Origin of the sequence: Arthrobacter sp. LAR12-1-1.1, from assembly GCF_040676555.1 — a bacterium.
Classification (GTDB): domain Bacteria; phylum Actinomycetota; class Actinomycetes; order Actinomycetales; family Micrococcaceae; genus Arthrobacter.
In genome coordinates this window covers 524,557-546,824 of record NZ_JBEGIG010000001.1, presented here as the reverse complement: position 1 = coordinate 546,824, position 22,268 = coordinate 524,557, and the positions used below count along the sequence as shown (strand labels likewise).

At 67.1% G+C, this 22,268-nt stretch carries 20 protein-coding genes; 11 read left to right on the top strand and 9 right to left on the bottom strand.

Features of this window, described 5'->3' with window-relative positions:
• Nucleotides 1-40 precede the first annotated feature (40 nt).
• The 9 genes from rapZ (at nt 41) to MRBLAR12_RS02515 (ending at nt 8,078) form a co-directional block, all read left to right on the top strand.
• Nucleotides 41-964, top strand: coding sequence for an RNase adapter RapZ (gene rapZ / locus MRBLAR12_RS02555; protein ID WP_229992642.1), 924 nt, complete (start codon nt 41-43; stop codon nt 962-964).
• Nucleotides 964-1,983 carry a gluconeogenesis factor YvcK family protein gene (locus MRBLAR12_RS02550; RefSeq protein WP_229992641.1) on the top strand — a complete coding sequence of 340 codons (1,020 nt, stop codon included), beginning with the start codon at nt 964-966 and terminating at the stop codon, nt 1,981-1,983. Before rapZ ends, MRBLAR12_RS02550 begins: the two co-directional genes overlap by 1 nt.
• Before the next feature lie 10 nt (nt 1,984-1,993).
• Nucleotides 1,994-2,974 (top strand): DNA-binding protein WhiA, encoded by a 981-nt coding sequence (gene whiA, locus MRBLAR12_RS02545; protein ID WP_229992640.1) that lies wholly within the window; start codon nt 1,994-1,996, stop codon nt 2,972-2,974.
• A 169-nt stretch (nt 2,975-3,143) separates the two neighbouring features.
• Complete coding sequence (locus tag MRBLAR12_RS02540) at nt 3,144-3,767, top strand: superoxide dismutase (protein ID WP_090956088.1); 624 nt, start codon at nt 3,144-3,146, stop codon at nt 3,765-3,767.
• Nucleotides 3,768-4,033: 266 nt separating this feature from the next.
• Nucleotides 4,034-5,044: a type I glyceraldehyde-3-phosphate dehydrogenase gene (gene gap / locus MRBLAR12_RS02535; RefSeq protein ID WP_091561639.1), complete on the top strand. Its 1,011-nt coding sequence runs from the start codon at nt 4,034-4,036 to the stop codon at nt 5,042-5,044.
• A 10-nt stretch (nt 5,045-5,054) separates the two neighbouring features.
• Nucleotides 5,055-6,281, top strand: a complete 1,227-nt coding sequence (locus tag MRBLAR12_RS02530) for a phosphoglycerate kinase (RefSeq protein WP_364743297.1) — start codon at nt 5,055-5,057, stop codon at nt 6,279-6,281.
• Between the two features lie 162 nt (nt 6,282-6,443).
• The gene (tpiA, locus tag MRBLAR12_RS02525) at nt 6,444-7,259 is read left to right on the top strand and encodes a triose-phosphate isomerase (RefSeq protein ID WP_090577747.1); all 816 of its coding nucleotides are present in this window, start codon (nt 6,444-6,446) and stop codon (nt 7,257-7,259) included.
• A 48-nt stretch (nt 7,260-7,307) separates the two neighbouring features.
• Complete coding sequence (gene secG, locus MRBLAR12_RS02520; RefSeq protein WP_229992637.1) at nt 7,308-7,565, top strand: preprotein translocase subunit SecG; 258 nt, start codon at nt 7,308-7,310, stop codon at nt 7,563-7,565.
• Nucleotides 7,566-7,682: 117 nt separating this feature from the next.
• Nucleotides 7,683-8,078 carry an RNA polymerase-binding protein RbpA gene (locus tag MRBLAR12_RS02515; RefSeq protein ID WP_090577749.1) on the top strand — a complete coding sequence of 132 codons (396 nt, stop codon included), beginning with the start codon at nt 7,683-7,685 and terminating at the stop codon, nt 8,076-8,078.
• On the opposite strand, the gene pgl is transcribed toward MRBLAR12_RS02515, so the two are convergent.
• From pgl to tkt, 6 genes are all read right to left on the bottom strand, one after another.
• The gene (gene pgl / locus MRBLAR12_RS02510) at nt 8,037-8,849 is read right to left on the bottom strand and encodes a 6-phosphogluconolactonase (RefSeq protein WP_290369322.1); all 813 of its coding nucleotides are present in this window, start codon (nt 8,847-8,849) and stop codon (nt 8,037-8,039) included. The two genes, MRBLAR12_RS02515 and pgl, sit on opposite strands and share 42 nt — an antisense overlap.
• Nucleotides 8,839-9,780 carry a glucose-6-phosphate dehydrogenase assembly protein OpcA gene (locus MRBLAR12_RS02505; RefSeq protein ID WP_364743292.1) on the bottom strand — a complete coding sequence of 314 codons (942 nt, stop codon included), beginning with the start codon at nt 9,778-9,780 and terminating at the stop codon, nt 8,839-8,841. Before MRBLAR12_RS02505 ends, pgl begins: the two co-directional genes overlap by 11 nt.
• Nucleotides 9,777-11,339, bottom strand: a complete 1,563-nt coding sequence (gene zwf / locus MRBLAR12_RS02500) for a glucose-6-phosphate dehydrogenase (RefSeq protein WP_229992635.1) — start codon at nt 11,337-11,339, stop codon at nt 9,777-9,779. Before zwf ends, MRBLAR12_RS02505 begins: the two co-directional genes overlap by 4 nt.
• Before the next feature lie 15 nt (nt 11,340-11,354).
• Nucleotides 11,355-12,989: a glucose-6-phosphate isomerase gene (locus MRBLAR12_RS02495; RefSeq protein WP_364743289.1), complete on the bottom strand. Its 1,635-nt coding sequence runs from the start codon at nt 12,987-12,989 to the stop codon at nt 11,355-11,357.
• 6 nt (nt 12,990-12,995) lie between these two features.
• A complete protein-coding gene (gene tal, locus MRBLAR12_RS02490; protein ID WP_364743286.1) occupies nt 12,996-14,111 on the bottom strand; it encodes a transaldolase in 1,116 nt (371 codons plus the stop codon).
• 62 nt (nt 14,112-14,173) lie between these two features.
• Entirely contained in the window at nt 14,174-16,291 is a 2,118-nt protein-coding gene (gene tkt / locus MRBLAR12_RS02485) for a transketolase (RefSeq protein ID WP_364743745.1), read from the bottom strand.
• 498 nt (nt 16,292-16,789) lie between these two features.
• Between tkt and MRBLAR12_RS02480 the strand changes: the two genes are divergently transcribed.
• Both MRBLAR12_RS02480 and MRBLAR12_RS02475 read left to right on the top strand, forming a co-directional pair.
• The gene (locus MRBLAR12_RS02480; RefSeq protein ID WP_364743284.1) at nt 16,790-17,752 is read left to right on the top strand and encodes a heme o synthase; all 963 of its coding nucleotides are present in this window, start codon (nt 16,790-16,792) and stop codon (nt 17,750-17,752) included.
• Between the two features lie 189 nt (nt 17,753-17,941).
• Nucleotides 17,942-18,913: a threonine/serine dehydratase gene (locus MRBLAR12_RS02475; protein ID WP_364743281.1), complete on the top strand. Its 972-nt coding sequence runs from the start codon at nt 17,942-17,944 to the stop codon at nt 18,911-18,913.
• An 81-nt stretch (nt 18,914-18,994) separates the two neighbouring features.
• Here the strand turns inward: MRBLAR12_RS02475 and MRBLAR12_RS02470 are convergent, their stop codons facing one another.
• The 3 genes from MRBLAR12_RS02470 to MRBLAR12_RS02460 all read right to left on the bottom strand — a co-directional run bounded on the left by MRBLAR12_RS02470 (nt 18,995) and on the right by MRBLAR12_RS02460 (nt 22,264).
• Nucleotides 18,995-20,197, bottom strand: coding sequence for an acyltransferase family protein (locus MRBLAR12_RS02470; protein WP_364743278.1), 1,203 nt, complete (start codon nt 20,195-20,197; stop codon nt 18,995-18,997).
• A gap of 330 nt (nt 20,198-20,527) precedes the next feature.
• Complete coding sequence (locus MRBLAR12_RS02465; protein WP_229992628.1) at nt 20,528-21,052, bottom strand: hypothetical protein; 525 nt, start codon at nt 21,050-21,052, stop codon at nt 20,528-20,530.
• Between the two features lie 267 nt (nt 21,053-21,319).
• Complete coding sequence (locus MRBLAR12_RS02460) at nt 21,320-22,264, bottom strand: COX15/CtaA family protein (protein ID WP_364743275.1); 945 nt, start codon at nt 22,262-22,264, stop codon at nt 21,320-21,322.
• Nucleotides 22,265-22,268: the final 4 nt, after the last annotated feature.

The window sequence follows — 22,268 nt, the reverse complement described above, 5'->3', positions numbered from 1 at the left end:
CGGAACAGCAAATCGCACAGGCAGAGATGGGGCTTCACTGATGGCAGAGTCGACGGCAGGATCCGAGACGGATGCGGACGGCATGACGCCCGTTAAACCCGTCGAGGCGGAACTGCTCGTAGTGACCGGAATGTCGGGAGCCGGCCGGAGCACCGCCTCGGACGCCCTTGAGGACCATGGCTGGTACGTCGTGGAAAACCTGCCGCCGCAGATGCTCGGCACGCTCGCCGAGCTCGTGTCGCGGACACCGCATTCGATGTCCAAGCTCGCCGTCGTGATGGACGTCCGGAGCAAGGAACTCTTCGTCGACATGCGCGCGGCCCTCCGCGCCCTGGAAGCCACCGGCGTGAGCTTCCGCGTGCTGTTCCTCGACGCCAGCGACGACGTCCTGGTGCGCCGCTTCGAGCAGGGCCGCAGGCCCCACCCGCTTCAGGGCGGCGGCCGGATCCTCGACGGCATCGCGGCCGAACGCGAGCTTGTCCGTGACCTGAAGGACACCGCCGACATCGTCCTGGACACGTCCTCGCTCAACGTCCACGGTCTCGCCACCGCCATCACGGAACTTTTCAGCGAGACCGGGCCGGTGGCGCTGCGGCTGAACGTCATGAGCTTTGGCTTCAAGTACGGGCTGCCGGTGGATGCCAACTTCGTGGCCGATGCCCGCTTCATCCCCAACCCGCACTGGGTGCCGCAGTTGCGCCCGCACACCGGGCTGGACCAGGACGTCAGCGACTACGTGCTGGAGGCGCAGGGCGTCAGCGAATTCGTGGAACGCTATGTCCTGGCCCTCGAACCGGTCCTGGACGGGTACCGGCGGGAGAACAAGCACTACGCCACCATCGCCGTGGGCTGCACCGGCGGCAAACACCGCTCCGTGGCGGTTGCCGTCGAGCTTTCACGGCGGCTGGCGCAATATCCGCGCGTCACCGTGACCACGACGCACCGGGACCTGGGCCGCGAGTAATGGCGCTGCTGACCGGCCCGCTGCCCCTTGTCCCGCCCGCCAGCGCGGCATTCGCCAGCCAGCAGGACAAAGGCCCCTCCGTCGTCGCGCTCGGCGGCGGCCACGGCCTCTCCGCCTCGCTGTCTGCCCTGCGCCTGCTGACCTCCGAGCTCACCGCGATCGTCACAGTCGCGGACGACGGCGGATCCTCCGGCCGGCTCCGTGAAGAGTACGGCGTCCTGCCGCCGGGCGACCTCCGCATGGCCCTGTCCGCGCTGTGCGACGACACCGACTGGGGCCGGACGTGGCGCGATGTCATGCAGCACCGTTTCGCCCCCGGCAAGGGCCGCGGCGGGTCCCTCGATGAGCACGCCATGGGCAACCTCCTGATCGTCACGCTCTGGGAGCTCCTGGGCGACACCGTTGCCGGCCTCAAGTGGGCCGGTGCCCTGCTCGGCGCCCGCGGCGAGGTCCTGCCGATGTCCAGCATCCCGCTGACCATCGAGGGCCAGGTCAGGGTCACCGCCCCGGACGGCACCACGGCACTGCAGACCCTCACCGGGCAGGCCAAGTGCGCGGTGGCAGGGAACCTGCAGCATGTCAGGCTGCTGCCCGAGAACGCTCCCGCATGCATGGAGGCACTGACGGCGATCGAGCTGGCCGACTGGGTGATCCTCGGGCCGGGCTCCTGGTACACGTCCGTACTGCCGCACCTGCTGCTGCCCGAAATGCGTGAGGCCCTCTGTAACACGGCCGCCCGCCGCTGCCTGACGATGAACCTCGCCACGGACACCAAAGAGACCGCCGGCATGACCGCCGCCGACCACCTCCGGGTGCTGCGCGAGTACGCGCCGGAGTTCACGATCGACGTCATCCTGGCCGACCCGGCATCGGTCCAGGACCTGCCCGACTTCGAGGCGGCGGCAGGAATGCTCGGTGCCGAGGTGGTCTTGGGTAAAGTGGGGGCGTCTGGTCGCCGTCCGGTCCACGATCCGTTGCGGCTGGCGACGGCGTACCACGATATTTTCGGGAACAGTTAGGAAAGGTGCCATGGCACTGACAGCATCAGTCAAGGAAGAACTTTCCCGTCTGGATATAAAGAAGTCCTCGGTCCGCAAGGCCGAGGTATCGGCCATGCTCCGCTTCGCCGGCGGGCTGCACATCATCTCGGGCCGGATTGTGATCGAGGCCGAAGTCGACCTCGCCTCGACCGCCCGGCGGCTGCGCGCGGCAATCGCCGAGGTATACGGCCACCAGAGCGAGATCATCGTCGTCTCGGGCGGCGGCCTGCGCCGCGGCAGCCGCTACGTGGTGCGCGTGGTGCGCGACGGTGAGGCCCTGGCCCGCCAGACCGGACTCCTGGACGCCCGCGGGCGCCCCGTGCGGGGCCTTCCGTCCGTAGTGGTGAACGGCTCCGCCGCGGACGCGGAGGCTGTCTGGCGCGGCGCCTTCCTGGCGCACGGCTCACTGACCGAGCCCGGCCGCTCCTCGGCCATGGAAGTCACGTGCCCCGGCCCCGAATCGGCACTGGCCCTCGTCGGCGCCGCCCGCCGCCTCGGCATCCAGGCCAAGGCCCGCGAGGTCAGGGGAGTGGACCGTGTGGTGATCCGCGACGGCGACACGATCGCCGCGCTGCTGACCCGCATGGGCGCCCACGATGCGCTCATGGTCTGGGAGGAACGCCGCATGCGCAAGGAAGTCCGCGCCACGGCCAACCGGCTCGCCAACTTCGACGACGCCAACCTGCGCCGTTCAGCGCAGGCCGCCGTCGCCGCGGGTGCCCGCGTGGACCGCGCCCTCGAAATCCTGGGTGACGACGTCCCGGACCACCTCAAGTACGCCGGTGAGCTGCGGGTCGCGCACAAGCAGGCCAGCCTGGATGAGCTTGGCCGCCTGGCCGACCCAATCATGACCAAGGACGCCATTGCCGGCCGGATCCGCCGGCTTTTGGCCATGGCGGACAAGCGGGCCCAGGATCTCGGCATCCCGGGCACGGAAGCCAATGTGACGCCGGAAATGCTCGACGACTAGCCCGCCCCTAGAATCAACAGCAGGAAAATACCGGGAATGGAAATACCCGGGAACCGCGGCGGGTTGTTGCCGTTGGATCCCACCGCAAATCTTCCGGATGCCCCGCATCCGGATGCACAATCCGAGAGTTACCAAACCGGACAACCCGTCCACGACATTGGAGGATTTTGTGACCGAGTACGTACTGCCAGAGCTCGACTATGACTACGCAGCGCTGGAACCGCACATCTCCGCGAAGATCATGGAGCTGCACCACAGCAAGCACCACGCCGCCTATGTGACCGGCGCCAACAACGCCCTCGCCCAGCTGGCCGAGGCGCGCGAAAAGGGCGACTTCGCCAACATCAACCGCCTCTCCAAGGACCTCGCGTTCCACACCGGCGGCCACATCAACCACTCCGTCTTCTGGAAGAACCTCTCCCCGGACGGTGGCGACAAGCCCGAGGGTGAGCTCGCTGCGGCCATCGACGACGCCTTCGGCTCGTTCGACGCGTTCCGTGCCCAGTTCAGCGCAGCGGCGCTGGGCCTGCAGGGCTCCGGCTGGGGCTTCCTGGCGTACGAGCCCATCGGCGGCAACCTCGTGATCGAGCAGCTCTACGATCAGCAGGGCAACGTCGCACTCGGCACCACCCCGCTGCTGATGCTGGACATGTGGGAGCACGCCTTCTACCTGGACTACGTCAACGTCAAGGCCGACTACGTCAAGGCCTTCTGGAACATCGTGAACTGGGCCGACGTCGCCAAGCGCTTCGACGCCGCCCGCAAGAACGCGACGGGTCTCATTACCCTGTAAGGGGTGACGGGATCGACTTCCGTTTGTAACAAACCTCACATTACGGGCCGTTCGGCCCGAAATGTGGACGGACTGCCCCTGCACTTGCGGGGGCAGTCCCGGTTAAACGTAAGATGGATCACGGAAGGCGGTTAGCCTTCAGCAATGTGGCTGGTCGCCCTCCGATCTGGTAATTATCTCTGCCCAATGGCGTGCGGGATCTGTTAGTTGGCTTGAACGCCTTCTCAACTAGTCGTGCTCGCAAGAGCACCAAGGAGACTGAAAACGTGACGACCCGTATTGGCATCAACGGCTTTGGCCGTATCGGCCGCAACTACTTCCGCGCCGCCCTCGCACAGGGCGCAGATCTTGAGATCGTTGCGGTCAACGACCTCACCAGCCCGGAAGCCCTCGCTCACCTCTTCAAGTACGACTCCGTGGGCGGCCGGCTGGCCGAAACCATTGAGGTCAAGGACGGCAACATCGTCGTCGACGGCAACATCATCAAGGTCCTTGCCGAACGCGATCCCGCGAAGCTGCCCTGGGGCGAGCTCGGCGTCGACATCGTCATCGAGTCCACCGGTTTCTTCACGAAGGCCGCCGATGCGCAGAAGCACATCGACGCCGGCGCCAAGAAGGTCCTGATCTCCGCCCCCGCGTCGGATGAGGACATCACGATCGTGATGGGCGTCAACGACGGCCTGTACGACAGCGCCACGCACCACATCATCTCCAACGCCTCCTGCACCACCAATTGCCTCGGCCCGCTGGCCAAGGTCATCAACGACGCCTTCGGCATCGAGCGTGGCCTGATGACCACCATCCACGCCTACACTGCCGACCAGAACCTGCAGGACGGCCCGCACAAGGACCTCCGCCGCGCCCGCGCCGCTGCCATCAACATGGTGCCCACCTCCACCGGTGCCGCCAAGGCAATCGGACTGGTCCTGCCGGAGCTCAAGGGCAAGCTCGACGGCTACGCCATCCGCGTGCCCGTCCCCACCGGCTCCGCCACGGACCTGACCGTCACGGTGTCCCGCGAGACCACCGTCGCTGAAGTCAACGCCGCCCTCAAGGCAGCATCCGAGACCGACGAGCTCAGGGGCCTGCTGACCTACACCGACGAGCCGATCGTCTCCTCGGACATCGTTGGTGACCCGGCGTCGTCCATCTTCGATTCGGGCCTGACCAAGGTGATCGGCGACCAGGTCAAGGTTGTGTCCTGGTATGACAATGAATGGGGCTACTCCAACCGCCTCGTGGACCTCACGGAGCTTGTCGCGTCCAAGCTGGGCTAGGGTAAGACTCATGACATTCCACACCCTCAACGAACTGATCGCTGATGGTGTCCGCGGGCGGTACGTTCTGGTCAGAAGTGACCTGAACGTGCCGCTCGACGGCTCTACAGTGACTGACGACGGCCGCATCAAGGCCTCCCTGCCAGTGCTGGCGAAGCTCACGGACGCCGGTGCCCGAGTGCTGGTCACAGCACACCTGGGCCGCCCCAAGGGCGCCCCGGAGGAGAAGTACTCACTCAAGCCCGCAGCCACGCGGCTGGCCGAGCTTGCCGGGTTCAAGGTCGCACTCGCCGGCGACACTGTCGGCGGGTCGGCCAAGGAGCTATCCGCCGCGCTGCAGGACGGCGAAGCGCTGGTCCTGGAGAACGTGCGCTTCGACGCGCGCGAGACCTCCAAGGCTGACGCCGAACGCGGAGCCTTCGCCGACGAGCTGGTCGCCCTCACCGGTGACAACGGCGCCTTCGTCGATGATGCCTTCGGTGCCGTGCACCGCAAGCACGCCAGCGTGTACGACGTCGCCACGCGGCTGCCGTCCTACCAGGGCGACCTCGTCCGCACGGAGGTCGAGGTGCTGCGCAAGCTCACCACCGACACCCAGCGGCCCTACGTCGTGGTCCTCGGCGGCTCCAAGGTCTCCGACAAGCTCGCTGTCATCGACAACCTCCTCGGCAAGGCTGACACGATCCTGGTGGGCGGCGGCATGCTGTTCACCTTCCTCGCCGCCGCGGGCCACAAGGTCGCGGCCAGCCTGCTCGAAGAGGACCAGATCCCGGTCGTGCAGGACTACCTGAAGCGGGCCGCGGACGCCGGTACCGAGTTCGTCGTGCCCACTGATGTTGTGGTGGCGGCCAAGTTCGCCGCCGACGCCGAGCACGAGACCGTCGCAGCCGACGCCATCGAGTCGAGCAGCTTCGGAGCCCAGGGCATCGGGCTGGACATCGGGCCGGTATCGGCAGCGGCTTTCGCGGAACGGATCAAGGGCGCCAAGACGGTGTTCTGGAACGGTCCCATGGGCGTGTTCGAATTCGCGGCCTTCGCCGGCGGCACCCGGGCCATCGCCCAGGCGCTGACCGAGACGGACGCGTTCACGGTAGTTGGCGGCGGCGACTCCGCGGCGGCGGTCCGGACCCTCGGCTTCGCCGATGACCAGTTCGGCCACATTTCCACCGGCGGCGGCGCAAGCCTGGAGTACCTTGAAGGCAAGGAACTCCCCGGACTGAGCGTCCTGGACCGTTAGAAGCGCACTGACCGCTAGAAGCACTGACCGCTAGAAGCAGCGGCGGCCGCCTGGCGACCTGACAGCGCCGGCCGCCAGCCCATCAAGCCGGCAGGGTGCCCTCCGCAAGGAACCGGGCACCCTGCCGGCTGCTCTCATACAACAAGCACTCTTGGAGATCACGTGACCACGTCAACCAACGGTAAATTCGACCGCAAGCCCTTCATCGCCGGCAACTGGAAGATGAACATGGACCACGTCCAGGGCATCACCCTCCTGCAGAAACTTGCGTGGACCCTGTCCGACGCCAAGCACGACTACAGCCGGGTGGAGGTCGCCGTCTTCCCGCCGTTCACGGATCTCCGCGGTGTCCAGACCCTTGTCCAGGGCGACGAGCTCGCCGTCGTCTACGGCGGCCAGGACCTCTCCCAGTTCGACTCCGGCGCTTACACGGGCGATATTTCCGGGCAGTTCCTGGCCAAGCTCGGCTGCAGTTACGCACTGGTCGGCCACAGCGAACGCCGCACCATCCACAACGAGTCCGACACCGTGCTCAACGCCAAGACCAAAGCCGCCTTCCGGCACGGCATCACCCCCGTCCTGTGTGTCGGCGAAGGCCTCGAGATCCGGCAGGCCGGCACCCATGTGGACCACACGCTCGCCCAGCTCCGCGCCGGCGTCGAAGGACTCACTCCGGAACAGGCTGCCGAGCTCGTTGTCGCCTACGAGCCCGTCTGGGCCATCGGCACCGGCGAAGTTGCCGGCCCGGAGGACGCTCAGGAAATGTGCGCAGCCATCCGTGCCGAACTGTCCACCCTCTTCGGAGCCGACGTTGCCGCCAAGACCCGGCTGCTCTACGGCGGCTCGGTCAAGGCCAACAACGCGGCCTCGATCCTGAAGGAACGCGACGTCGACGGCTTGCTGGTCGGCGGTGCCAGCCTGGACGCTGCCGAGTTTGCTAATATTGTCAGGTTCGAGAGTCACCTGTTGACGGATTAGTCCGGACACAGCCTGACCCCCGTAATCCAATTCTTCTGAAAGGCCGTCGTGGACGTTCTTCATGTCATTCTGCAGGTTCTCCTGGGCATCACCAGCCTCCTGCTGACGTTGCTCATCTTGCTCCATAAGGGACGCGGAGGCGGCCTGTCCGACATGTTCGGCGGCGGAATGAGTTCGGGCCTGAGCTCCTCCGGGGTCGCCGAACGCAACCTCAACCGGTTCACGGTCGTCCTGGGCATCACCTGGGGGGTCGTGATCATCGCCCTCGGCCTGCTCATGCGGTTCAGCACGGGCGCCGATTCCTAGGACGCCCGTCCGAAAACTTCATATGGGGTCCTTATGGCCCTCCCGGCATCGGGAACTCTCGATCTACACTGTGGCTGTCTTGCACACTTCCACCAGCTAAGTAGCAAGGAGTTCCCGATGCTGCATTCCGCTTCCGGATTCAAGGGAATCCGTGTAGGCGCCACGGAGGGGGCATCTCCCCGCCATGAGCCACTCAACGGGGCCGGCGTACGCCAGCCCCGTATTCGTGTCTCCTTCCGGTGCGCCAAGGGCCATGAAACCGCGCTTGTGTTCGCGCAACTGCCGGAGGAACAGATCCCCGGAGTCTGGGACTGCCGGCGCTGCGGCGGGACCGCAACCCGCGACGAAACAAAGTTTGCCCTGGAGGAAGCGCCCACCGAGGGCTTCAAGACGCACCTGGAATACGTTAAAGAGCGGCGCTCCAGCCAGGACGCCGAAGACGTGCTGGCCGGAGCGCTGGAACGGCTGCGCTCAGGACGGGCCCTTCCGGACGAGCTGCTCCGGGACCCGTGAGGCCGCGTTTTCGTCAATCAGCCACAGGGTTTCCCGGCGGCCGCGCGGCCCCGCCGCAGGAACCTGCACGGGATTGGCGCCGGCCAGCGCCAGTCCCACGGCGCCGGCCTTGTCGTCGCCGGCCACCACCATCCACACCTCTGATGCCGTATTGATCGCCGGCAACGTCAGCGACACCCGGGCCGGCGGCGGTTTGGGCGAGTTGTGGACGCCCACGACAGTCAGTTCCTTCTCCCGGATGCCGGCCTGCTCAGGGAAAAGCGACGCGACGTGCGCGTCCGGCCCGACGCCGAGGAGGACAATGTCCAGGCGTGGGAGCCGCGCCGGAAGTTCCGGCCTGTCGTCTGACATGTCCGCGGCGTGTTCAGCGGCTGCCGCCTCAGCGAGGCGGCGCGCGTAGTCCGCGGCCGCTTCATCCGGGCTGTCGAAGTCATCGGTGGAACCAGGCACATGGACGCGCGCCGGATCAACGCTGATATGGGACAGGAGGGCCTCCTGCGCCTGCCGGGCGTTGCGCTCGGCGTCGTCGGCCGCGACGAAGCGCTCGTCACCCCACCAGAAGTTCACCTTGGACCAGTCGACGGCCGGCGCCGCCGGTGATTCGGCCACGGCCTTCAGCGAGCCGATGCCCATTGTGCCCCCGGTAAGCACCACCGTGGCTTCGCCGTGCCGGTCCTGGATATCCACGAGCTTGGTGATCAGGCGGGCTGCGATCGCAGCCATCAGGACGGACGAGTCAGGATGGATGCTTACTCTCGGGTCAGCGCTCACTGGGACGGACACTCCTTAGATTGGTACGTGGCAGTCCCATAGTAATCACTTCGCCGAAGACTTCGTCCGGGTCCAGGCGGCGGAGCTCTTCGGCGAGGCAGTCTTTGAGGCTGCGCCGCGGCAGGGAGATCCGCTGCGCGGGCTGGCCGGGCTGGGTCAGTTCCGCGATGGTGAGTCCGGGCCGGAAGAGCTGGATGTCGCCGCCGGGCCGGGTCAGCCGGACGCGGCGGATGCCGGTTCCGGCCGGGTCGGCCACGATCGTGACGGGAACGTCCAGGGCCAGAGTCAGCCAGGCCGCGAGCAGCACGGTGCTGGGGGAGTCCGAGGCGCCCTCGACGGCGACGGCCGTGACCGGCGAGTCGTCCGCCTGGTCCAGAACCGCGGCCAGCTGGATGCGCCAGTTGGTCAGGCGGGTCCAGGCGAGGTCCGTGTCGCCGGCCTTGTAGGTGCGGCGGATGTTCTCCAGCGCCGCGACGGGATCCGCTTCGTTGGCCGAGTCGGTGATCCGGCGGTGCGCGATGCCCCCGATCGAGGTCTGGCAGGCATTCCTGGGCGCGCCGTGCGGCCACCAGGCCACGATCGGGGCGTCCGGGAGCAGCAGGGCCGCGACAAGGGATTCGCTTTCCTCGGCGAGTTCGCCGTAGCCGCGCAGCAGGATGACCTCGGAGGCCCCGGCGTCGCCGCCGACGCGGATCTGAGCGTCGAGCCGGGTCGGGGCCGAGGCACCGGCGTCGGCGAGGACGATGATCCGGCACGGGTGTTCCCGGCTGGCCTCGTTGGCGGCCTCGATGGCCTCTTCCTCGAGCCCGGAGCGGGTGACGACCACAAGGGTCAGCACCCGGCCCAGGGCGATCACGCCGCCCTGCTCGCGCAGGGCCATGATCTTCTTGGAGATCTTGGAGGTGGTGGTATCGGGAAGATCTACGATCATGGCCTTCTCCAGGTTCGTCCGTCGCGGGCAAGGAGCTCATCGGCCGAGGCGGGGCCCCAGCTGCCGGGAGCGTAGGGCTGGGGCTGTTCGTCCAGGCCGGCCCAGTAGTCCTCGAACGGGTCCAGGATCTTCCAGGACAGCTCGACTTCCTGGTGCCGGGGGAACAGCGGCGGTTCGCCCAGCAGCACGTCCAGGATGAGCCGTTCGTAGGCTTCGGGGCTGGACTCGGTGAAGGAGTGCCCGTAGCCGAAGTCCATGGTGACGTCGCGGACCTCCATCTGGGTGCCCGGGACCTTGGACCCGAACCGGATCGTGGCGCCCTCGTCGGGCTGGACCCGGATCACCACGGCGTTCTGGCCGAAGTCGTCCTCGCTGTGGTCGCGGAAGAGCAGGTTCGGTGCGCGCTTGAACACGACGGCGATTTCCGTCACCCGGCGGCCCAGCCGCTTGCCGGCACGCAGGTAGAACGGCACGCCGGACCAGCGCCGGGTATTGATGTCCACCCGGATCGCGGCAAACGTCTCGGTCTTGGAATCGGCCGGGATGCCGTCTTCCTCCAGGTACCCGAGGACTTCCTCGCCGCCCTGCCAGCCGCCGGTGAACTGGCCGCGGGCGGAGTGGGTGGAGAGGTCGTGGGGGAGCCTGACGGCGGCCAGGACCTTTTCCTTCTCGGCCCGCAGGTCATCGGCGTTGAAGGAGATCGGCTCTTCCATGGCCGTCAGGGCCAACAGCTGGAGCAGGTGGTTCTGGATGACGTCGCGGGCCGCGCCCACGCCGTCGTAGTAGCCTGCCCGGCCGCCGGTGCCGATGTCCTCGGCCATGGTGATCTGGACGTGGTCAACATAGTTGCCGTTCCAGAGCGGCTCGAACAGCTGGTTCGCGAAGCGCAGCGCAAGGATGTTCTGCACCGTCTCCTTGCCCAGGTAGTGATCGATCCGGAAGACCGCGTCCGGCGGGAACACCGACTCGACGATGTCGTTGAGCTGGCGGGCCGATGCGAGGTCGTGTCCGAACGGTTTTTCGATCACGACGCGGCGCCAGTTGTCGCCCGCGGCCTGGGCCAGTCCGTGCTTGGAGAGCTGGCGGCAGACCTGCTCGAAGGCCTTCGGCGGGATCGAGAGGTAGAACGCGTGGTTGCCCCGGGTCCCGCGCTGCTCGTCGAGCTCATCGATCGTGTCGGAGAGCCGCTTGAACGCGTCGTCGTCGTCGAACTCGCCCTGCACGAAGCGGATGCCCTCGGAGAGCTGCTTCCAGACCGTCTCATCGAACGGGGTGCGGGCGTAGGCCTTGACGGACTCCTTGACCTCCGCGGCGAAGTCCTCGTTCTCCCACTCCCGGCGGGCAAAGCCCACCAGGGCGAAGCTCGGCGGCAGCAGCCCGCGGTTGGCGAGGTCATACACAGCCGGCATCAGCTTCTTGCGGGCGAGGTCCCCGGTCACCCCGAACAGGACCAGCGATGCCGGCCCGGCAATACGGTTCAGACGGCGGTCACGGGGGTCCCGGAGCGGATTGCGCCCCCGGCCGGCCGTGTTCCTGCCGCCGTTGTAGGTTTCTGGCATGGTTGCGTGAGTGCCTTAGCTTTCAGTGGGGGATGCTGCCCGGCCGGCAAGGGAGGTGACGAGCTCCTGGAGCTGCTTCACACCCGCAGAGCGGTCGGTCAGGTGCAGCCGGAGGACCGGGCGGCCGTGCTCGGAGAGGACCTGGGCATCGCCTGCGGCCTGCGCCGAGATCAGCTCGCCGAACGTAAAGGGCCGGTCCGGGATGGCGAGGTCCGTCGCGGAAGCGGCCGTGACCTGCAGGAAGACGCCGATCGCGGGTCCGCCCTTGTGGAACTGGCCGGTGGAGTGCAGGAACCGCGGGCCCCAGCCGAACGTGACAGGGCGCCCGCTGACAGCAGCCAGTTCGTCCCGGACACCTTCGAGGCTGGCGTAAGCGAGCCGGTCGAAATAAGCCTGGACGCTGAGGTAGCTGTCCGGGCCGAGTTCGGCCAGCAGGGCGCTGACGGCTTCTTCCGCGGTGGCGGCGTCGGCGACCCACTCACCGCCACGGACCTCGATGGCGCCGTCGGTGAAGTTCGCCGGCGTCGGCTCGGGCTGCGCGTCCAGCAGGCCGCGCGCGGCGATCTTGGCTGCCTCGACGTCGGGCTGGTCGAACGGGTTGATGCCCAGCAGGCGGCCGGCCACGGCGGTGGCGAACTCCCACACCATCATCTGGGTGGGCAGGCCACCGGCAATGGCGACCTCGTTCTCGCCAAGCTGCACGTCGGCTTCCGCCGCGACGAGCCGGACGACGAGGACATCGGCAGCGCCGAGGGTGGCTTCCGGGGAGGCAGGACCGGCGACGACCGGCAACACGCCGGTGCCAAGCTTGCCGGTGGATTCGGCGATGAGCTGTTCGGCCCAGTCGGCGAAGCCCACGATCCCGGACCCGTCCTCCGCGATGACGATCTTGTTGCGCAGCGGGTTGGTGCCGCCCAGGGCGGTGCCCAGGGCGAGACCGATGTTGTCCTCCGAGTCCTCATTGAGGATCTCGGCGGCTTCTTCCGCTTCATCCAGGAAAGCCTGGATGTCCACTCCGGCCAGCCCGCAGGGGACCAGCCCGAAGGCCGTCAGGGCCGAGAAACGGCCACCGACGTTGGGATCGGCGTTGAAGACGGCGCGGTAGCCGGCCTCCCTGGAAGCCTTGTCCAGCGGCGAACCCGGGTCGGTGACGATGACGATGCGGCTCTTCGCGTCGACGCCGGCATCCGTGAACGCCTGCTCGAAGATCCGGCGCTGGGAATCAGTTTCCACGGTGGAGCCGGACTTGGACGAGACGACGATGGCCGTTTCGGCCAGACGGTCCGCCAATGCGGCACTGACCTGTTCGGGGTCGGTGCTGTCAAGAACAGTCAGCTCGACGCCAGCGGTGCCCGCGATGACTTCAGGCGCCAGCGAGGAGCCGCCCATGCCGCAGAGGACGATCCGCGTAACGCCCTCGGCCTTCAGCGCATCGCGGAGTTCCAGAATGTCGCTGACCAGTGGCTGGGAGACGGCAGCCGCCTCGACCCAGCCCAACCGGACAGCGGATTCCTGCTCTGCGTCCGGACCCCACAGGGTGTGGTCCTTCGCGAAGATCCGGGTGGCGATGCGGTCCTCCAGCAGTGCCGGAAGGTGCTGCTCATGTGCCTGGCGGGCTGCGCCGGTGGCGTCGTAGCTGAGTGTGCTCATGATGGGTTAGGAAGCCTTCCGTGCAGAGGCCAGGGCGCCTTCGACGTCACCCAGCAGTTCCTTCCAGCTGGCCACGAACTTGTCCAGGCCTTCTGATTCGAGCAGGGCGACGACGTCGTTGTACGAAATCCCGAGCGCGTCGAGGGAGTTCAGTGTGGCGTTGGCGTCGTCGTAGCCGCGGGTGACGGTGTCGCCCGTGACGGTGCCGTGGTCGAACGTGGCGTCGAGGGTCTTCTCCGGCATGGTGTTCACCACGCCGGGGGCGACAAGTTCCGTGACGTACAGGGTGTCCGGGTAAGCCGGGTCCTTCACACCGGTGGAGGCCCAGAGCGGGCGCTGCGGCAGGGCGCCGGCCTCGGCCAGGAGGGCCCAGCGTTCGGTGGAGAAGAGCTCTTCGTAGACCTGGTAGGCCAGGCGGGCGTTGGCCAGGCCGGCCTTGCCCTTGAGTGCCTTGGCTTCGTCGGTGCCGATGGCGTTGAGGCGCTTGTCGATTTCGGCATCGACGCGGGAGACGAAGAAGGACGCGACCGAGTGGATCTTGGACAGGTCGTGGCCGTTGTCCTTGGCCTGCTCGAGGCCGGACTGGAAGGCGTTGATCACGGCGCGGTAGCGTTCCAGCGAGAAGATCAGGGTCACGTTGACGCTGATGCCCTCGGCCAGGGTGGCCGTGATGGCCTCGAGGCCTTCGAGGGTTGCCGGGATCTTGATCAGGACGTTGTCCTTGTTGACCTTCTTGTAGAGGTGCTTCGCTTCGGCGATGGTGCCGGCGGTGTCCCAGGCCAGGCGGGGGTCCACCTCGATGGAGACGCGGCCGTCGACACCCTTGGAAGCCGCGGCGACGGGGGCGAACAGGTCGCAGGCGTCGGCCACGTCGGTGGTGGTGATTTCGAAGACGGTCTCTTCAACGGTGGCGCCGGCGGCGGCCTGTGCGGCGATGACGGCGTCGTAGTCGTGGCCGGTGGTGATGGCGGCGTGGAAGATGGACGGGTTGGTGGTGACGCCAACGACGTTCTTCTCTTCGATGAGCTTGCGCAGCGTGCCGGTCTTCAGGCGGCCGCGGGAGAGGTCATCGAGCCAGATCGAGACGCCGGCGTCGGAGAGCTGCTGTGTGGGGGTAGTCATTTCATAACTCCTGGAAATCATGGGTTCCGGGGACACAGGTCCCCCGGAACCGTGGGGTTGGATCAGTTTGTGAGGCCGGCCAGGGATTCCTTGGCGGCGGCAGCGACTGCTTCTGCCGTAATGCCGAATTCCTGGAAGAGGCGCTTGTAGTCAGCGGACGCGCCGAAGTGCTCGAGGGAGATGGAACGGCCGGCGTCGCCGACGAATTCCTTCCAGCCCAGTGCCAGTCCGGCCTCGACGGAGACGCGCGCCTTCACGGCAGGGGGCAGCACGGCGTCGCGGTAGGCGGCGTCCTGCTTGTTGAACCACTCCACGCAGGGCATCGACACCACACGGGTGGGGATGCCCTCGGCCTGCAGGGTTTCGCGGGCGTTGACGGCCAGCTGGACCTCGGAGCCGGTGCCGATCAGGATGACCTGGGCTTCGACGGTGTTGCCGTCCTTGGATGCCTCGGCCAGGACGTAACCGCCCTTTTCGACACCGGCGGTGGAGCCGAAGGTGTCGCCGTCGGCCTGGCCCGTGCCGCGGGCGTACGTGGGGATGTTCTGCCGGGTCAGGACGATCCCGGCGGGGTTTTCGTGGTTTTCCAGCATGGCCTTCCAGGCCGCGGCGACCTCGTTCGCGTCACCGGGGCGGACGACGTCCAGGCCCGGGATGGCCCGCAGGGAGGCGAGCTGCTCGACGGGCTGGTGCGTAGGGCCGTCCTCGCCCAGGCCGATCGAGTCGTGCGTCCAGACATACAGCGACGGCACGCCCATGAGGGCGCCGAGCCGGATCGCGGGGCGCTGGTAGTCGGAGAAGATCAGGAACGTGCCGGAGAACGCCCGGGTCCGCCCGTGCAGGGAGATGCCGTTCACGATCGACGCGGCGGCGTGCTCGCGGATGCCGAAGTGCAGGACCCGGCCGTAGGGGTTGCCCTTCCAGGCCGCGGTGGACCGGGACGCCGGGATGAACGAGGGCGAGCCTTCGATCGTGGTGTTGTTCGACTCGGCGAGGTCGGCGGAGCCGCCCCAGAGTTCGGGCATGACCGGGCCGATCGCGTTCAGGACCTTACCGGATGCGGCGCGGGTGGAGACGTCCTTGCCTGCTTCGAAGACCGGCAGTGCGGCCTCGAACTCGCCCGGGAGCTTCTTGGCTTCGACGCGTTCCAGCAGGGCCGCGGCCTCGGGATTGCCGGCCTGCCACGCCTCGAACGAGGCCTGCCAGTCGGTGCGGGCGGCGGCACCGCGGTCCTGAACGGCCCGGGCGTGGGCCAGGACGTCCTCGTCGACCTGGAAGGCGCGTTCCGGGTCGAAGCCCAGGACCTTCTTCAGGGCGGCGACTTCCTCCGCACCCAGGGCCGAGCCGTGGATCTTGCCGGTGTTCTGCTTCTTCGGCGCCGGGTATCCGATGATGGTCCGCAGCGAGATGATGGAGGGCTTGCCGGTTTCGGCCTTCGCGGCGAGCAGCGCGGCGTGCAGCTCCTGCACGTCCTCGACGTATTCGCCGGTCCGGGTCCAGTCGACCCGCTGGGTGTGCCAGCCGTAGGCCTCGTAGCGGGCCAGGACGTCCTCGGTGAACGCCACATCGGTGTCGTCCTCGATCGAGATGTGGTTCTCGTCGTAAATCACCACGAGGTTGCCGAGTTCCTGGTGTCCGGCGAGCGAGGACGCCTCGGAGGTCACGCCTTCCTGCAGGTCGCCGTCGGAGGCGATCACCCAGATGGTGTGGTCGAACGGGGACTCGCCGGCGGGAGCGTCGGCGTCGAGCAACCCGCGCATGCGGCGCTGGGAATATGCGAAGCCGACCGCCGAGGCCAGGCCCTGGCCCAGCGGGCCGGTGGTGATCTCCACACCCTTGGTGTGCTTGTATTCCGGGTGGCCGGGGGTCAGCGAGCCCCAGGTCCGCAGCGCCTCCAGGTCCTTCAGTTCCAGCCCGTAGCCCGAGAGGAACAGCTGGATGTAGAGGGTCAGGGACGTGTGCCCGGGGGACAGGACGAACCGGTCACGGCCCAGCCAGTCGGGGTTTGCCGGGTCATGGCGCATCAGCTTCTGGAACAACAAGTACGCGGCCGGTGCCAGACTCATTGCCGTCCCCGGGTGGCCGTTTCCGACTTTCTCCACCGCATCTGCGGCCAGCACCCGGACCGTGTCCACCGCACGCTGGTCCAAGGTAGTCCATGACAGTTCTTGCTCTTCCAAATGTGACACGAAAACCGGGCCCCTCTCTGTGCTGACGGCCGGCGGTACGCACTATTTCCCGCCCCGGGCACAGTTCGGTGCCCGCTGCGGTACGTACCAGCCGTTCACCATCGAAACGTTGATCTATCATTCAGACGCAGATGCAGAGCCGCCTGTACCGGCAATTGCCTGTATGCGTGCCCGTGTGCGCTGATCTAAAGACAGCCTAGTCCCATTCCACTTTGTGGTCAGCGTATATCTCACCAATTGGACGGGATTTCGCTTATATGAATCACCGTCCGCCGTTGCGCCGGTGAGCAAGCGTTAACACGCCGGAATCATGGGCGCTGTTCGACGGCCCGGATGCCCGGAGCTCCACGGTATGATGGGTGGTGGCCTTCGACTGGGGCAAAGATACGGGCGTGCGCCGAGCACGGAGCCCGATCTGCAGCCAAACGAGTTGCGAAATCCACCCGGGGCTGCCCAGCCAGACAGAACTGCACAGCCAGACAGAACAGAGTGACTGCCACCGTGAGCACAACTAATACGCCGCTGAACGCCTCCCCGGCCTCGGGACGAATGGGCTTCGGCCGCAAAGCCAAGGCCTACCTGGCGCTCACGAAACCCCGCGTCATCGAGCTCCTCCTCGTCAGCACGCTGCCCACCATGATCTATGCCGAACGTGGCTTCCCGTCGATCGGCCTGATCCTGGCGACGCTTGTGGGCGGGGCATTTGCGGCGGGCTCCGCAGGTGCCTTCAACTGTTACATCGACCGCGACATTGACAAGCTCATGCACCGCACGGAGAACCGGCCGCTGGTCACCGGTGAGGTCACCCCTCGCGAAGCACTCATCTTCTCCTGGCTGCTGGGCGCGGCGGCGATCGCGATCCTCTGGTTCGGGGCCAACCCGCTCTCCGCGTGGCTGGGACTCGGCGCCATCGTCTTCTACGTCGTGATCTACACCATGATCCTCAAACGTCGCACGGCCCAGAACATTGTCTGGGGCGGCGCCGCCGGGTGCTTTCCGGTCCTGATTGCCTGGGCCGCTGTCACCAACACCGTCGAGTGGCCCGCCGTCGTGCTGTTCATGGTGATCTTCCTCTGGACCCCGCCGCACTACTGGCCGCTGTCGATGCGCTACGGCGAGGACTACCGCAACGCCAACGTGCCCATGCTGGGCGCAATCGCCGGTGCAAAGGTGGTCTCGGTGCAGGTGGTCCTCTACGCGTGGGCCATGGTGGCGTGTTCGCTGCTGATGATCCCGGCCGGCGGCGCCGGCTGGGTCTACACGGTGACCGCCGTCGCGGCCGGTGGCTGGTTCCTGTACGAGTCGCACGCACTGTACAACCGCGCCCAGTCGGGCGACATCTCCAACAAGGGAGCGATGAAGGTCTTCCACGGCTCCATCAGCTACCTGACGCTGCTCTTCATTGCCCTGGCCGTCGACCCGTTTGTCGGCTCGGCCGTCATGGGCGGCTGAGGCCTCCCCGTCCGTCTGGCCGACGCTCCCTCACCAGTGGTGGGGGAGCGTCAGCCGTATCCGGGCATAGTCCCTACGGCCAGGGGATATCCATACGAACCGACCAGTCAACACCTTACGAAGTAACACAGAACAGCCACGACCCGACGAATCAACGCCGGACAGGCAGCGCAACCTCAGGGGGAGCCAGTGATCAACCGCAGCGATGTACTCCAGGCAGAGAGCCGCATCAGCGGCTACGTTCGGCGCACGCCTTTGCTTCGCGGCGGTACCGCCGCCGCTCCTCTCTGGTTCAAATGCGAGTTCCTGCAGCACACCGGCGTTTTCAAGGCCCGGGGCGCCTTCAACCGGCTCCTCGCTGCCCGGGAGCGCGGGGAACTCAACCCCGGCGTCGGGGTGGTGGCGGCGTCGGGCGGTAACGCGGGCCTCGCGAACGCCTATGCCGCGGCGGCACTCGGTGTTCCGGCGACAGTGTTCGTTCCGGAGAACGCCCCGCGCGTGAAGGTGGAGCGCCTTCTCGCGTACAACGCGACGGTCCGGCAGGTCGGCGCCGAGTACGCGGAAGCCTTCGCCGCCGCCACGGAATACGTGGAAGAAAGCGGTGCCCTGTTCTGCCATGCGTACGACCAGCTCGAAATCGCGGCCGGCGCAGGCACGGTCGCCGAAGAGATCCTCCAGGACGAGCCCGGCATCGACACGATCCTCGTCGCCGTCGGCGGCGGCGGACTGTATGCAGGAGTCGCGGCAGCGGCCGAGGGCCGGGCGCGCGTCGTCGCGGTTGAACCCTTCAACATCCCCACGCTGCACGCCGCCCTATCCGCCGGCCACCCGGTCGATGTGTCCGTTTCCGGAGTCGCCGCGGATTCCCTGGGTGCCCGGCGGGTGGGCGAGATCGCCTTCAGCATCGCGTCGCGTGTCCCTCCGACCTCCGTGCTGGTGGACGACGCCGCCATTGTCGCCGCCCGGTCCCAGCTTTGGAGCGACTACCGGATCCCCGCCGAATACGGCGCGGCGGCGGCGCTTGCTGCGCTCACGTCAGGGGCGTACACGCCCGGCGAAGGCGAACGCGTGGCAGTGATCGTCTGCGGCGCGAACACCGATCCTTGCACGCTGGAGAGCTCTCCCGGCGCCGGCGCCGCGGCTGCGCTGCGTACCGGCTGAACCGGCGAGCGAATTAACGCGTGAGCGGCGCCGTGCCGTTGCAGGCCGGCCAGGGCTGCGAACCTGCCTAGTCCGCGGATGTCACTCTGCCCTGTCCGGGTGCTGTCTGGGCGCAGTCTGCCCGGAAACGGCGGCGCTGCCGGCCTTCTGCTGGTCCTGCTGGTTCCGCTGGTCCCGAGCAACGTAATGCCGGTCGAAGCGATCCCGCGCGATCCGTCCCAGCCTTTCGACTGTGTGCCAGCTGATGACCGCGATGAGCAGGGTCAACGCGATGGCCGACACCGCAACGAGCGGCGGCAGATCGGCTGTCGAGCCGCCATTGAGCCACAGAATGACGACGTAGTTCCACAGGTACGCGGCGTAGGACACGGTGCCCAGCATCTGCACCGGGCGCGTCCACTTCGGCATCGCTGCCGTGCGGGAGGCGGCCAGGGCGACCAGGACGGCTGAGGCAGCCATGGCCAGCGGGCCGCCAAGGAAGATGAAAGCCGGTGTTTCGTTTGCCTTGGGGAAGAAGATCAGTCCGGCCAGGACGGCGGCGGAACCGCAGAGAGCCGCACGCCTGAAGCCGTGGCCGGTGAACCAGCTGAACACGTGGACCCTGTACAGCCGCAGGGCCGAACCGACGATCAGCCCCAGGCCCCACGTTGTGGGCAGCGCGTAGACCAGTGAGTGGAGTTGCGGCGCCAGGGTCGCCATGGCCAGCACACTCGCCGCCATGAAGAACAGGGCGACGGCGGCGGAGAAGCCAATCAGCCGGCCCTGGCGGTTGCGTCGCAGGGCGAGCACGAGCAGCGCGGGCCAGATCAGGTAGAACTGTTCTTCCACCGCCAGCGTCCAGAGTGGTCCGATCGCCATGCTCACGTCGAACGGCAGGGGCAGGTCTTTGAGATAGCCAAGCCCGGCGATGACGGTGTACCCCACGATTCCCTTTGACCGGTCCCCAAGGACGTCGGTGGCCAGTTCGACGATCGCGTACACGCCCAGGAAGGAGATCAGTGCCGGCACCAGCCGGAAGGCCCTGTGCGCATAGAAGCGGCCGTAGCGAATTTTTCGGTGCCGTTCGATATCCCGGACCAGCACGTTGGTGATCAAGTACCCGCTCAGCACGAAGAAGGCAATGACACCAACGATGCCGGCGCCTTGAAATATGCCCGGCCAGGAATGTCCCAGCAGGACGGCCCCAACGGCTGCCCCGCGGAGCACGTCCAGGCCGTCAAGCCGTGGGCGAGGTGCGGTTTGCTGGGCTGCCCTTGCGGGTCTTTCGCCGAATAGTGACGTCACATATCCTCCAGTGCCTCTATCTGGCCAGTTCCGATTCCAGTTGCATCAAGGCAAAACCGAGCCGTCCTACTTTCCATGAATGCGAGTGCGGGCGCAGTCCTGCGCCGTATCCAAGTATCCCCGACTTCGCTGGACAAAACCTGACCCCGGCCCTCCCGGCCGCCAACCCGGCCCGGCTGCCACGCAGTCCGCGGACCGGCGATCGGCTGCATTTCCAGGCCAACGGGGCTGGGGGATACATGGCCCAGTATTCCGAAAGTTGCCCCCACCCGACAAGTGACCGGTCATTAACCAGCACTCGAATATTGGCAGAAAGTGGTCTTTCGGGGATCAGAGGTTGTGGGCCAGCAGTTCGAGCCCGATCACCAGAAGGCTCAGCACAACCTCGGCGAACATGATGGCGACCTTGTGGCGCAGCGGGATCTCGAGGCGCCGGATCGCGAGGAATCCGACGATGGCCAGCGAGACAACGAGAACGACCACCGCCCACCCGAGCGCAACAGCCGTCGTCCACAGCCCGAAACCGGCCGCCGCCAGCAGAATCAGCGGAGTCACCAGGACGCCGAGGCCGTCCGCGCTGACGGCGATCATATGGTGCAGTTCTTCGCCGGTGGGGAGCTTCGAATGTACGGTCAGGTGGCTGAGGAGATCGGCGACGAAAATCCCCAGCAGGGAACCGATCACCACGATGCTGAGGGTCGCCGCCGCGGCTGCGGGCGTGGTCTCGTCCGCGTGACCCCGAAGCGCCAACACCACAGCCAGGCTCGTGAAGATGATGTAGACGCGCTCTTTGAGGCTCGCCGCGCGCTGGCGGGCTGAGGGTGAAGGGGGCACGGTCGGTTCTGTCGCTTGCATCTGGGAAGGCCTTCCGGTCAGCGTCACGGGAGCGAACAAAAAAGAGCCCACTGCCGCGACGATCCATGTCCATGCCATCTCATAGTCCACCCGGAAATCCCGTCAGGGCCAGCCCCCGGGAGGTGAATGCTGTTGGGATCTTCGATGCCGCAGCGCCCGGACCGCCGCGCAGACAGCAAACGCGGAGTCACTTACGGCCCATCCATAGGTTCCGGACGGGCGGTAAGTAGCCCCGCGTTGCTTAGTTGCGTCGTGTTCTGCGTCGTGTTAGTCCACCGGGCTGTAGCGGGCGAGGTCCGCGGCGTTGGTGGCCGCGCTCATCAGCAGCGCCGCCGCCAGCATGTGCGCGCCGACGAGGAGCGCCGGGATGCCGTTGTAGTACTGCGTGAAGCCGATGACGGCCTGCAGCACCGTGACGCCCAGGAGCATGAACACCGCGGAGCGGAACGGCCCCTGGATCCGCCCTCGGACCACAAGGAACACCGCGAACAGCGCGCCGGCGGTCACCAGGTAGGCGGGCACTGCGTGGATGTGCGCGAAGAGGTCCCAGTCGAGATTATTTCGCGGGGCGTTCGCGTCGCCGGCGTGCGGGCCCGCTCCGGTCACCACCACACCGAGGCAGACGGCGACGGCGGAGAGAAGCGCGACGGCGGTCATCACCGGGCGCGCCGCGCCCGGCAGGGCGGGAAGCTGCACGGTCCTGGCCTGGCCGGTTCGGCCGTAGGCCCGGTTCACCAACAGGGTCGCGAGGACCACGAGCGCCATGGAAACGAGGAAATGCAGGCCCACGACCCACGGGTTGAGCCCGGTCAGCACCGTGATGCCGCCGATGACGGCCTGGGCCGGGATGCTGGCGAGCAGGCCGAGGGCCAGCAGGAAGAGGTCGCGGCGCTCCTTGCGGAGGTTCCACAGGTAGACGAGCATCATCACCGCGATGGCCGCCAGCGCGAACGTCAGGAGCCGGTTGCCGAATTCAATGATTCCGTGGAACCCCATTTCCGGGGTGGTCGCCAGGGAGGCCTCCGTGCAGCGCGGCCAGGTGGGGCAGCCGAGGCCCGAGGCGGTCAGCCGTACGGCTCCGCCGGTCACCACCAGCACGATCTGGCCGATGAGGGACAACACAGCCAGCCGCCTGACCGTCTTGTCCACGCTGACGGGCAGCCGGGAGGTGATTCCGGAGACGATCCGGGGAGTTCGTGACGCCGTGCTCACAGTT

Bases quoted from the DNA above. Each gene is read 5' to 3' on its own strand.
- rapZ (WP_229992642.1), top strand. From the start codon at position 41: ATGGCAGAGTCGACGGCAGGATCCGAGACGGATGCGGACGGCATGACG.
- MRBLAR12_RS02550 (WP_229992641.1), top strand. From the start codon at position 964: ATGGCGCTGCTGACCGGCCCGCTGCCCCTTGTCCCGCCCGCCAGCGCG.
- whiA (WP_229992640.1), top strand. From the start codon at position 1,994: ATGGCACTGACAGCATCAGTCAAGGAAGAACTTTCCCGTCTGGATATA.
- MRBLAR12_RS02530 (WP_364743297.1), top strand. From the start codon at position 5,055: ATGACATTCCACACCCTCAACGAACTGATCGCTGATGGTGTCCGCGGG.
- MRBLAR12_RS02515 (WP_090577749.1), top strand. From the start codon at position 7,683: ATGCTGCATTCCGCTTCCGGATTCAAGGGAATCCGTGTAGGCGCCACG.
- MRBLAR12_RS02505 (WP_364743292.1), bottom strand. From the start codon at position 9,780: ATGATCGTAGATCTTCCCGATACCACCACCTCCAAGATCTCCAAGAAG.
- zwf (WP_229992635.1), bottom strand. From the start codon at position 11,339: ATGCCAGAAACCTACAACGGCGGCAGGAACACGGCCGGCCGGGGGCGC.
- MRBLAR12_RS02495 (WP_364743289.1), bottom strand. From the start codon at position 12,989: ATGAGCACACTCAGCTACGACGCCACCGGCGCAGCCCGCCAGGCACAT.
- tal (WP_364743286.1), bottom strand. From the start codon at position 14,111: ATGACTACCCCCACACAGCAGCTCTCCGACGCCGGCGTCTCGATCTGG.
- MRBLAR12_RS02465 (WP_229992628.1), bottom strand. From the start codon at position 21,052: ATGCAAGCGACAGAACCGACCGTGCCCCCTTCACCCTCAGCCCGCCAG.